Here is a 10879-nt window from a genome sequence, read left to right as displayed (position 1 = left end):
TTCTCTAAGACAACCCGAATCAACGGCAGTCGCGGGCTGCGATGACTGCGAAGGCGAACCCGAACATCAGCACGAACAGTTCGCAGGCCACCGCGACGCTGAACACCATGAGGCCAGCACCGGCGCCCAGCCAGATCCAACCGGGCACGCCCAACACCAGGGCCGCCGCGATGATCCACGGCATCGATTTCACATAGATCATCGCGGCGGTGTGCCCGTGCTGCCAGGCCTCATCGGACTTACACGTCGCCTGGGTGCGCAAGCCGCCCCGCCCGTCACGCCTCAGGCGCCCGACGGCGGCGCTGCGCACCGGCAGGTAGACGCCCAGGCCCAGGGCTACGGTGACCAGGGCGAAGACCGCGGCGCCCACATCGAGGATCATCGCGGACCCGCCTGGGGCCACGCCCCGGGCTGCGGCGGGGCCCCGCCCCGGTCGAACAGCCGGGCGAAGTAGAGCAGCGCAATGTACCAGGCTGTGGCGCCCACCGACAGTGCGGTGTTCAGCCAGGGGGCCCAGGTGTATTCGCGCAGGCCGACGGTGATGCCACTGCTCAGGGCCTGGACCACGCCCATGACGACCGCGGCCACCACACAACCGCAGACCACCACGGCATAGGACACGATCCCCCGGTTGCGGACCACCGGCCAGGCGCACAGGAACAGGCAGGTCGCCACAGTGGAACTGAGCAGGAGGATCAGGCTGTATCCGCGCACGGCGCCGGCCCCTCCACCGGTGAGGACGGAGCCCATGAGCACGCTCACCACCATCGGCACGATGAGGCGCAGACCCTCCGCGCACACCACCAGGGCCCCTGCGATCACGCGCCGCACCGTCACCGTGCCCGGCACGGTGCACACCGCTACGAGCGCCAGGATCAGGCAGATGAACACCACCAGGAGGTTCAGGGCTCTCAAGGCCTGCGATAGGACCGTGAGCCGGCCGGGGTCGGCCAGTGAGTAGACCACGGACGTGGCCAGCGAATACACGACGGGCAGGGCCAGCGCAATGCAGAACAGAACGCGTGCGGTGCGGATGGGCATGGTCAGACTCCTAATACGCTTAGCTGCCAAGCGTAATCGAAGGCGATCTCGCGCCAGGCGTCGTAACGTCCGGAGACGCCCCCGTGACCGGCCACCATCTCGGTTTTCAGCAACACATCCGCTCCGACCTCGCGCAGCCGGGCCGTCCACTTCGCCGGCTCCACGTAAAGCACTCTGGTGTCATTGAGACTGGTCAGCGCCAGGATCTGCGGGTACGGGTGGTCTCCCACGTTCTCATAGGGCGAATAGGACTTCATATAGGCGTAGACCTCCGCATCATGGAGTGGATCACCCCATTCGTCCCATTCGATGACGGTCAACGGCAGTTCGGGCATGAGGATCGAGGTCAGGGGGTCGACGAAGGGCACGTGCGCGCTGATCCCGGCGAATCGGTCATAACCGATATTGGCCACGGCCCCCATCAAAAGGCCGCCGGCCGAACCACCGGTGGCGACCAGCCGTTGTGGGACGGTCAGTCCCTTGTGGATCAGGTGATCCGCCGCCGCGACGAAGTCGGTGAAGGTGTTCCGCTTGCTCAGGGTCTTGCCCTGGTCGTACCAGGCCCGGCCCATCTCCCCACCGCCGCGGATATGGGCCACCGCATAGACGACCCCCCGGTCCAGCAGGGACAGCCGGGCGATCGAGAAGTACGGATCCATACTGGCCTCATAGGATCCGTATCCGTAGAGCACAGTGGGTGCGGGGTAGGACACCACCCGGTCGGCGCGCCAGACGATCGATACGGGAATCAGCGTGCCGTCGGACGCGGGAGCCCATTCCAGACGCTGGCTGTAACTGGCCAGATCAGCCCCGCGCACCGCCTGCTGCTTGCGCACCGTGGCCTGATCCGTGAGCACGTCGTAGTCGAGCACCTGGCGCGGAGTGATCCAGGAGGTATAGCCCAGGCGCAGCAGTTCCTGCCCCCATTCGGGGTTGCCGGCAACACCCAGTGTGCCGATCTCCTGGCCCGTGGGGATCTCCCGCAGCTGTGGGTAGGTGAAGGTGTCGTTGCCCAGGACCTGGGCCGCGATCGGCTTCTCGCCCTCTTCCATCTCCCGGCCCACGCCCAGGTCGATCACACCGACCCGGGCGAATCCGCCCTCGCGGTAGGAGATCGCCAGGAACCCGGCGAAGGCGTCGACGCCCTCGATCCGTTTGCCCTCGAGCACCTCCGGCGCCAGTACGGGACGCACCGGGTCCGCGCCGATTTGCTCGAGCACCGGCACGTCGACGATTTCGAAGTCCGCGCGATTCTCATTGTGCGTGATGAGGAAGCGGCTCTCGCCGCCGATCACGGCGTGTTCGACATTGTATTCGACGCCGTCGACCATAGGCCGCACCCGCACCGGATCCTCCAACGGCGCCGAGGTGTCCAGATAGGACCAGTCCGAGGTCACCTTGGATTCGCTGACGAGGAAGATGTACTTCTTCGAACGGCTGATCGCCAGCCCCACGAAGTAGCGCTCATCGGACTGGTGGAACACCTGCACGTCCTCGGCCGCCGGAGTTCCGATCCGGTGGCGCCAGACGGTATCCGGCCGCCAGGCGGCGTCCACGGTCGTATAGAAGAGGTATTCGCCCCTGCGGTCGAAGAACACGGGGCCCACGGTGTCGGGGATCTGATCGGCCAGGTCCTTGCCCGTGTGCAGATCGCGCAGGCGCAGCAGATAGCGTTCGTCCCCGGTGGTGTCGACCGAGTAGGCCAACATCCGGCCGTGGGCGGACAGGGAGAAGGTGCCCAGGGAGAAGAACTCCGCCCCTGCGGCCAACGCATTGAGGTCGAGCACCACGTGTTCGCCGCTCAGCTTGCCGGTCCCGACCACCGGGGGTTCCCAGGCGTCGTCGGCGGTTGCCGGCACGGCGGTGGCACGGCACTGCACCGGATAGTCCTTGCCCTCATAGGTACGGGCGAAGTACCAGTAGCCGCCGATGCGCACCGGCACCGACATATCGGTTTCCTGCGTATGGTCCTTGATCTCGGAGAAAATGGCCTGGCGCAGATCCTCCTGGCCGGCGGTCCGCGCGGCGGTATAGGCGTTCTCCGCCTTCAGGTGCGCGATCACCTGCGGATCGTCCTTATCGCGCAGCCATTCGTACTGATCGATGAACGTGTCCCCGTGGTGGGTGCGGGTGTGCGGTACCTGCTTCGCCTGTGGCGGGGTCACGTTTTCAGTCATGGTGTCACCCTATCGGACGGGGCGGACACGGCCGGGATTCGCCGATAGGGACGACATGGAAAGCCCCTTGACACGTTCGGCCGACGTGTAAAGAAATCGTCGAAGACTTTACACGTCGGCCGAATGATACGGGGCCGGGCGACCCTCTCAGTTCAACGAGCAGCTCAGTCCAACAGGCTGTGGCGCACGATCGACTGTTCGCGATCCGGGCCAACGCCGATCACCGACATCCGGCAGCCGGACAGGCGCTCCAGTGCGAGCACGTAGTCCTGGGCATTGCGCGGCAGGTCCTCGAAGCTGCGCGCCGAGGTGATGTCCTCTTTCCACCCGGGGAAGGTCTCGTAGACCGGGGTGGCGTGGTGGAAGTCCGACTGGCTCGTGGGCATCTCGTCCAGGCGCACCCCGTCGACGTCATAGCCCACGCATACCGGGATCTCCTCGATCCCGGAGAGCACGTCCAGTTTGGTCAGCACATAGTCGGTGAAGCCGTTGACGCGCGCGGCGTAGCGGGCCACGACCGCGTCGTACCAGCCGCAGCGGCGCGGCCGGCCGGTGTTCACGCCGTACTCCCCGCCCGTCTTCTGCAGGTACAGGCCCATATCGTCGAACAGTTCCGTGGGGAAGGGGCCCGCGCCCACGCGGGTCGTGTACGCCTTGATGATGCCCACCGACCGGGTGATCCGGGTGGGCCCGATGCCAGAGCCGACGCAGGCTCCGCCGGCGGTCGGGTTCGAGCTGGTGACGAAGGGGTAGGTGCCGTGGTCCACATCGAGCATGGTCGCCTGGCCGCCCTCCATCACGACGACCTTGCCGGCGTCCAGGGCCTGGTTGAGCAGTAGTTCGGTGTCGGCGACCATGGGGCGCAGGCGCTCGGCGAACTGCAGCAGGTAATCCACGGTCTCGTCGACGTCCACGGCGCGGCGGTTGTAGATCTTGACCAGCAGTTCGTTCTTCTGTTTGAGCGATCCCTCGACCTTCTGGCGCAGGATCGATTCGTCGAACAGGTCCTGGATGCGAATGCCCAGGCGCGATGCCTTATCGGAGTAGGCCGGGCCGATGCCGCGGCCGGTGGTGCCGATGGCCCGCTTGCCCAGGAAGCGCTCCGTGACCTTGTCCAGCGTCTGGTGGAAGGGCACGACCACATGGGCATTGGCGGAGATCTTCAGATGATCGGTGCGGGCACCGCGGGCCTGAAGCGCGTCGATCTCCGTGAACAGGGCCTCGAGGTTGACGACCACGCCGTTGCCGATGACCGGGGTGACGTTCGGGGACAGGATGCCGGCGGGCAGAAGCTTGAGCTCGTACTTCTCACCGCCGACGACGACGGTGTGCCCGGCGTTGTTCCCGCCGTTGGGCTTGACCACGTAATCCACGCGGGTACCCAGGATGTCGGTAGTCTTTCCCTTACCCTCGTCGCCCCACTGGGCTCCGACGACCACAATTGCCGGCATAAGTCATCACAACTTTCACACACTAGGAATCCGCGGTCGGTGTAGATCCGGCCGCGGATGTACCTGCCCATTCTACCGAACGGGCGGGTGCGAGCGGAGGTCGGCGCTCAGAGCGCTTCGATCTGGGCCACTGCGCTGGGGTCGGAGTCGGTGAGGAACTTCCGCACCCGCTGTGCCTCCTCTTCCTCCCCGATCGAGGCCGCCGCACGGCCCAGCGCGTACAGCGCCCGCAGGAAGCCCTGGTTGACCGGATGGCTGAACGGGATGGGGCCCGTGCCCCGCCAGCCGGCGCCGCGCAGGGCGTCCAGGCCGCGGTGATAGCCCACCCGGGCGTAGGCGTAGGAGTCGACCCGACGTCCCTCTTCGAAGGCCTCGTCGGCCAGCAGGGCCCAGGCCAGGCAGCTGGCCGGCAGGTCGTGGGCCACATCGATGGGCTCCTCGCCGCCCTCCAGGCGCTTGGCGGCCTCGACGTCCGGATGGTCGTCGGGCAGGTAGGTGGGCTGGGGGCCCAGCTGCTTGGCGTCCAGGTCGCCGATCAGCGACGGATGGGAGATGTGTTCGCTCATGGTGTCCTCGGTATTCCTCGGGTGGTCCGTTGGGATCTGGCTCCCAGCGTAGTCGGCACCCTCGCACACCCGGCACGCGCCCCGGGCCACCCGCCGTTTAAGAAGCGGCTCATCCGGCGCGGGTACCATGACGGCAGCCGTAGAAATCCCAAGGAGAATGGAAGAACATGACGACTTTGAGCGTGATCGGTGTCGGATACCTGGGCGCCGTCCATGCCGTGTGCATGGCCGAACTGGGACACACCGTGATCGGCCTGGACGTCGATTCCGAGCGCGTCGCCTCGCTCAACGCCGGGCGCGCGCCGTTCTTCGAACCCGGCTTCCAGGAGCTGCTGGACCGCTCGCTGGCCTCCGGACGGCTGCGCTTCACCACCGACTACGCGGATCTGGCCGAGGCCGAGGTGCACTTCCTGGCCCTGGGCACGCCCCAGCGGGCGGATTCCCACGCCGCCGATCTGAGCTTCCTGCAGGCGGCCGTGGCATCCCTGGCCGGCGTGCTGGCGGACCGGGAGCAGCCGGCCGTATTGGTGGGCAAGTCGACGGTCCCGGTGGGCACCGCGCGCACCCTGGCCCGGCAGCTGCGCAACCTGGAGCACCTCGAGCTGATCTGGAACCCGGAGTTCCTGCGCGAGGGCCACGCGGTGGCCGACACCCTGCACCCGGACCGGCTGATCTACGGCACCGCCGATGGCACCGAGGACCCCACCCAGGTGGCCATCCTCGACCGGGTCTACGCGCCCCTGTTGGCCTCGGACATCCCCCGCCTGGTGTTCAACTTCGAAACCGCCGAACTGGTCAAGGTCAGCGCGAATTCGCTGCTGGCCACGAAGATCAGTTTCATCAACGCCATCGCCGAGGTCTGTGAGGCCTCCGGTGCCGACGTCACCCAGGTTGCCCGGGCAATCGGCCTGGACCCGCGGATCGGGCCGGCCTTCCTGGCCGCCGGCGTCGGCTTCGGCGGGGGCTGCCTGCCCAAGGACATCCGCGCCTTCTCCGCCCGGTCCGCCGAATTGGGCGCAACCGGCGCCGTCGGGCTGCTCGAGCAGGTCGACGCGATCAACCTGGGCCGCCGCCAGCGGGTCATCGACCTCGTCGCCGAGGCCCTGCCCGGCGCTGCGGGAGCGGCACCGGCCGTGACCGTGCTGGGGGCGGCCTTCAAACCCAATAGCGACGATGTCAGGGACTCCCCCGCCCTGGACATCGCCTGCCGCCTCCGGGCGGCCGGCTATGACGTGACGGTCCACGATCCGCAGGCCCTTGCCAATGTGCGGCGCCGGTTTCCCGATCTGCGGGCCGTCGACGATCTCGACGAGGCCCTGGCCGGGGCCCGGGTCGTGCTGCTGCTGACCGAATGGCAGGACTACCGCCCCGGCCACCTGGCCGCGTCCCGCGCCGCCGGGCTCATGGCCCCGGCGCCCGTGGTGATCGATGGGCGCAATGCGCTCGACCGGGATGAGTGGGAGGCCGCCGGCTTCACCTTCCACGGCCTGGGCAGGTAAGGCGGGCAACGGCGGGACCGCACCGGTGCGGTCCCGCCGCCCAGAGCTCAGTCGGTCTTGACCGCCGAGGGCTGGATGGCGAAGGGATTGTGCGCCAGCGCGCCGAACACGCCCGCGCCGGCCAGGGAGTCCAAACGGTTCTTATCGGGCACACCCGTGACCCAGACCTTCAACCCCGCATCCGTCCAGGACTTCAGGTCATCCGCTCCCGCGGGCACCGCGACCATCGTCACCCCGGCCCGCTTGAGATCCTCCGGTGTCTGTGCGCCGTCGCCCGCTGCGGCCGACGCGTCCCGCCCGTCGAGCTCGGCCAGCTCGGCGGCCTTCTTCACCGCAGCGTCCGGCGCCGCCTGCGCATGGGCGGCGGGCTGTTCGTAGAGAGTGGCGATCGCGCCCTTGGACCCCTGGGAAACGGCCCGCAGCACCTGCAGGCTGTTCGAGCGCACGATGAGTCCATCGGCGCGACCGGCCGAATCGACATCGGCCAGGAACGGTTCGACCACGTCCACGGAGTCGATCTGCACGTTGAAGACCGTGGCCTTGCCCAACTCGTCCAGGGCCTGGTGCCAGGTCAGCGGAGTACCCTGTTTGGCGTTCTGCGCACCGTCGAATGGTGTGATCTTCGCCGCCAGGAAGTCCTTGGTGCCAGTCCGGGCGACCGGCTGGGCCAGGCCCATCCGCTTCTGCGCCGTCGCCGCATCGGCCACCACCACGTCCTTATCGGCGGTCAGCGCCAGCTGGGGTGCCGGCAGATATCCGAAGCGGGCGTTCTCCGTCAGCGCCTCCTTGGAATTCGGGGCGTAGAGCGCATCGCCTGCGCCAAGCGCAGCCACCGCCGGGGAGTTCAGCGCGTCCACGGTGAGGACCTTGCCCGGTTTGAGCACGCTGTAGGCCACCAGCACGATCACCGCGAGCACGACGATGGCCCCGGCGATCAGCGGGGCATTGAACTTCTTGCGCTCCCCGGTCTCCAGCCGATCGATCCGGGCCTGGCGCTTGGCGTCCTTGGCCGCGCGCTCCAGTGCCGCTGCGTCCGGGGCCTGCTTCCCCTGCTTGCCGGGCCGAACGGACCCGGATGCTGCGGATTTCCTCTTCCGCGCGCTCACCGTGCTTCGTCCCCGGCCGTCTCAGTGGCGGTCAACAGGGTGCCACGGCTGCGATCGGTCACTCCGGTCGCCCCGGTGACCAGGCCGCGCAGGAATCCCGCGCCCCAGGTGATGTGCATGGTCGGCAGGATGAGCATGAACCACGCCCGCTCCAACGCTCCGGCGTCCTCGGCCCGCAGACCCGCGCGCAGTACCAGGCCGGCATAGGCCAGGCTGGGCACGTGCACCAGGGAGGTGAACCGGCGCAGCGGCTTCGGCCAGTGGCCGGTGATCCCGCAGACCTGCAACAGCGCTTCGAGCAGCGCGGCCGAGACCCCCAGCACCAGCAGGGGCGGGGCGAAATAGCGCAGGGACGCCCTGCGCGGATAGCGCCGGGTGATCTCCGCACGCCAGATGCCGGTGGCGTAGAACTGCTGGGCGATCCGCTTGTACGAGGTGCGTGGCCGGTATACGACCTGCAGCTCGGGAGCGAACCGGATCCGCCCGCCGGCGGCGCGGATGCGCAGATTGAGTTCCCAGTCCTGGCCGCGCCGCAGCTCCTCGTCGAAGCCGCCCAACACCTCGAAGACCTCGCGGCGGAAAATGCCCAGATAGGCGCTTTCCGCATCCTGTGCCTCGTCCCCGGCGTGATAGGCCGGCCCGCCCAGACCCAGCGGGCTCATATACGCCCTGGCCACCGCCCGCTGGAACGCCCCGGTGCCGCGGGCGAGCATCAGGCCGCCGCAGTTGGCGGCGCCGGTGGACCGCAGCACCTCGACCCCGCGGCGGGCGTAGTCGGGGGTCAGTTCCGAGTGCGCATCGACCCGGATGATGACGGGCATGCTGGTCTGGGCGACGGCCAGGTTCAGACTGGTCGGGGTGTCACCGGCGGGATTGTGCACGATCTTCACCCGTCGATCGGTCGCCGCGATATCGGTGACGATCTCCGTCGTATCGTCGGTTGAGGGCCCCAGCGCCACCACGATCTCGATCTCGTCGTCGTAGTCCTGGGCCAGGATCGTCGCGATCGCCGCCGCGATGGTCTGGGCCTCGTTGAGCACCGGCATGATGAAGGACACGCCGGGATGGGCCGGCAGTTCGGGCAGGGCCTGGGGCGCCAGCGCGCCGACCGGGGAATGTGTCACTTGTGCTTCTCGTATTCCTTCACGACGTCTGCGGTGGGCCCATCGGCGCGCAGATCGCCCTTCTCGATCCAGATGGTGCGGTTACAGGTATCGCGGATCGATCGCATCGAATGCGACACCAGGAAGACGGTTCCGGCATTCTCGCGGATATCGCGGATGCGTTTCTCGGAGCGCTGCTGGAACTGCTTGTCACCCACGGACAGGGCCTCGTCGACGATCAGGATCTCGTAGTCCCTGGCCGTGGCAATCGCGAATTTCAGGCGCGCGGTCATACCGGAGGAATAGGTGCGCATCGGCAGGTCGATGAACTTCTCCAGCCCGGCGAACTTCACGATGTCGTCGTACTTCGATTCGATGTCCTCCCGGCTCATGCCCATCGCCAGGCCGCCCAGGATGACGTTCTGGGAGCCCGACAGGTCCCGGATCAGCGCCGCGCCGACGCCCAGCAGATTGGGCCTGCTGTTGGCGTAGACGGCACCGCGGGTGGGCGGGATCAGCCCGGTCAGGGTGCGCATCAGGGTCGACTTGCCCGAACCGTTGGAGCCGATGACGCCGATCGATTCGTTCGCGTGTGCGACGAAGGAGATGCCCTTGAGCGCGTGCACGGTCTTCATCGAGCGGCCGCCACTGCGCTTGAGCATGCCGGCCAGGTCGTTGCCCGCGACCCGTTTGCCGGTGGCCAGGGTCTTGAACTCGATGTGCAGATCGTCGCAGATGACGATCGGTTGGTCCTTCTCCGGCTGTGCGGTGATCACACCGAGGCTGCCGGTGGTGGGGCGCGGTTCGCGGAACGGGCGCTCCTTGACCTGCACGGGGACGGGCGTGGGCTGGGCAGCCGGCTCCGGGTTGCGGGCGCGCGCGGCCTCCAGGGCCTGCGCCTGCCACGCCTCGTCCGCCCGAATCGCGGCGACCCGCGCGGAGCGGGGCCGCGGCAGCTCACTCTGCGCGTCCTCGGCCCCCGCCGGCACGGGAACCGGGCGGTCGGCCGGGCGGACACCCGTCAGGATGTACTCCCAGTCCTCTTCCCAATCGTCATTCGCGCCCATATCGCTCCTCGGCCTTCCAGAAGTACACGGTGCCGACGACCAGCATGACGACGGACCAGATGGCCAACATCCACCACATCGAGGGGTCGTAGGGATGGTCGGCCGGCAGCAGGATGCCGCGGGCGATCGACAGCACCTCGTTGAGTGGATGCCAGGGGTAGATCGCCTCCAGCACGGGGTGGCCCGCGACGATCCGCTGCGGGTCGAAGAACACGCCGGAGGTGTAGAAGATCATCCGGGAGATGAAGGGGGTGACCTGGCTCAGATCGTGGAAGTGCACTGTCAGACGGGCGAAGATGAGCGCCACGCCCATGTTGAACATCGTGAACAGGACGATCAACCCGATCATGGCGAACCAGGACCAGCTGGGCCTGGCCCCGAAGATCATCGCGACGATGACCATGAGCAACAGGGTCGGGATGAAGTTCAGCAGGTTCTGCGCCACCTGCGCGATCACCAGCACCATGCGGGGGAAGGGCAGGGTCTGGACCAGGGAGGTGTTCTTGATGATCGACTTCGAGCCGCCGGTCATCGAGGAGTTGAAGAACTCCAGCATGAACACGCCGACGACCACATAGGGCACGAAGTTCGGGGGCCTCGAGCCGCCCAGGATCAATCCGAAAATGCAGCCGTACATGATGGCCGAGAGGATGGGGCGCAGCAGTACCCACGCCATCCCCAAACGGTTGCGCTCGTTCTCGCTCTTGATCCGGTACTTGGCGAGCGAGAGTGTGAAGTCACGGCGCTTCCACACCTCGCGCAAATACGCGAAGAGGTTCGGACGCGCACCGACACGCGAGAGCCCGTACTGGGCCGCCAGTTCAGCACTGGTCGTCATAGGCAGCTGCACACTTCCTTCGGCAAAGATA

10 protein-coding genes are annotated in these 10879 nt (G+C 67.4%); 1 reads left to right on the top strand and 9 read right to left on the bottom strand.

Annotated features, from left to right (window positions below; translation table 11 throughout):
* Positions 1 to 19 precede the first annotated feature (19 nt).
* From NQ036_RS07400 to NQ036_RS07380, 5 genes are all read right to left on the bottom strand, one after another.
* Positions 20 to 382, bottom strand: coding sequence for a hypothetical protein (locus NQ036_RS07400; protein WP_257047863.1), 363 nt, complete (start codon positions 380 to 382; stop codon positions 20 to 22).
* Entirely contained in the window at positions 379 to 1041 is a 663-nt protein-coding gene (locus NQ036_RS07395) for a hypothetical protein (protein WP_257047861.1), read from the bottom strand. The genes NQ036_RS07400 and NQ036_RS07395 overlap by 4 nt, the downstream gene beginning before the upstream one ends.
* Before the next feature lie 2 nt (positions 1042 to 1043).
* On the bottom strand, positions 1044 to 3218 hold the full coding sequence (locus NQ036_RS07390) for a S9 family peptidase (RefSeq protein ID WP_257047859.1): 2175 nt from the start codon (positions 3216 to 3218) through the stop codon (positions 1044 to 1046).
* A 164-nt stretch (positions 3219 to 3382) separates the two neighbouring features.
* Positions 3383 to 4669, bottom strand: coding sequence for an adenylosuccinate synthase (locus tag NQ036_RS07385; protein ID WP_257058023.1), 1287 nt, complete (start codon positions 4667 to 4669; stop codon positions 3383 to 3385).
* A 107-nt stretch (positions 4670 to 4776) separates the two neighbouring features.
* Positions 4777 to 5235 carry a DUF3151 domain-containing protein gene (locus NQ036_RS07380; protein WP_257047857.1) on the bottom strand — a complete coding sequence of 153 codons (459 nt, stop codon included), beginning with the start codon at positions 5233 to 5235 and terminating at the stop codon, positions 4777 to 4779.
* 167 nt (positions 5236 to 5402) lie between these two features.
* Between NQ036_RS07380 and NQ036_RS07375 the strand changes: the two genes are divergently transcribed.
* Positions 5403 to 6734, top strand: coding sequence for a UDP-glucose/GDP-mannose dehydrogenase family protein (locus tag NQ036_RS07375; RefSeq protein WP_257047856.1), 1332 nt, complete (start codon positions 5403 to 5405; stop codon positions 6732 to 6734).
* 47 nt (positions 6735 to 6781) lie between these two features.
* Here NQ036_RS07375 and NQ036_RS07370 read toward each other — a convergent pair whose 3' ends face one another.
* From NQ036_RS07370 to NQ036_RS07355, 4 genes are read right to left on the bottom strand one after another with little or no spacing between them, the layout of a single operon-like run.
* Positions 6782 to 7840: a hypothetical protein gene (locus tag NQ036_RS07370; protein WP_257058020.1), complete on the bottom strand. Its 1059-nt coding sequence runs from the start codon at positions 7838 to 7840 to the stop codon at positions 6782 to 6784.
* Positions 7837 to 8964, bottom strand: a complete 1128-nt coding sequence (locus NQ036_RS07365; RefSeq protein WP_257058018.1) for a glycosyltransferase family 2 protein — start codon at positions 8962 to 8964, stop codon at positions 7837 to 7839. The genes NQ036_RS07370 and NQ036_RS07365 overlap by 4 nt, the downstream gene beginning before the upstream one ends.
* Positions 8961 to 10010 (bottom strand): ATP-binding cassette domain-containing protein, encoded by a 1050-nt coding sequence (locus NQ036_RS07360; protein WP_373456798.1) that lies wholly within the window; start codon positions 10008 to 10010, stop codon positions 8961 to 8963. The genes NQ036_RS07365 and NQ036_RS07360 overlap by 4 nt, the downstream gene beginning before the upstream one ends.
* The gene (locus tag NQ036_RS07355) at positions 9997 to 10848 is read right to left on the bottom strand and encodes an ABC transporter permease (RefSeq protein ID WP_257058015.1); all 852 of its coding nucleotides are present in this window, start codon (positions 10846 to 10848) and stop codon (positions 9997 to 9999) included. The genes NQ036_RS07360 and NQ036_RS07355 overlap by 14 nt, the downstream gene beginning before the upstream one ends.
* Positions 10849 to 10879 lie beyond the last annotated feature (31 nt).

The sequence above is a fragment of the Brevibacterium sp. 91QC2O2 genome, from assembly GCF_024580695.1.
Taxonomy (GTDB): Bacteria; Actinomycetota; Actinomycetes; order Actinomycetales; family Brevibacteriaceae; genus Brevibacterium; species Brevibacterium moorei.
This window is presented reverse-complemented; position numbering and strand designations above follow the sequence as displayed.

Bases quoted from the DNA above. Each gene is read 5' to 3' on its own strand.
- NQ036_RS07360 (WP_373456798.1), bottom strand. From the start codon at position 10,010: ATGGGCGCGAATGACGATTGGGAAGAGGACTGGGAGTACATCCTGACG.
- NQ036_RS07400 (WP_257047863.1), bottom strand. From the start codon at position 382: ATGATCCTCGATGTGGGCGCCGCGGTCTTCGCCCTGGTCACCGTAGCC.
- NQ036_RS07385 (WP_257058023.1), bottom strand. From the start codon at position 4,669: ATGCCGGCAATTGTGGTCGTCGGAGCCCAGTGGGGCGACGAGGGTAAG.
- NQ036_RS07375 (WP_257047856.1), top strand. From the start codon at position 5,403: ATGACGACTTTGAGCGTGATCGGTGTCGGATACCTGGGCGCCGTCCAT.
- NQ036_RS07380 (WP_257047857.1), bottom strand. From the start codon at position 5,235: ATGAGCGAACACATCTCCCATCCGTCGCTGATCGGCGACCTGGACGCC.
- NQ036_RS07355 (WP_257058015.1), bottom strand. From the start codon at position 10,848: ATGACGACCAGTGCTGAACTGGCGGCCCAGTACGGGCTCTCGCGTGTC.
- NQ036_RS07390 (WP_257047859.1), bottom strand. From the start codon at position 3,218: ATGACTGAAAACGTGACCCCGCCACAGGCGAAGCAGGTACCGCACACC.
- NQ036_RS07395 (WP_257047861.1), bottom strand. From the start codon at position 1,041: ATGCCCATCCGCACCGCACGCGTTCTGTTCTGCATTGCGCTGGCCCTG.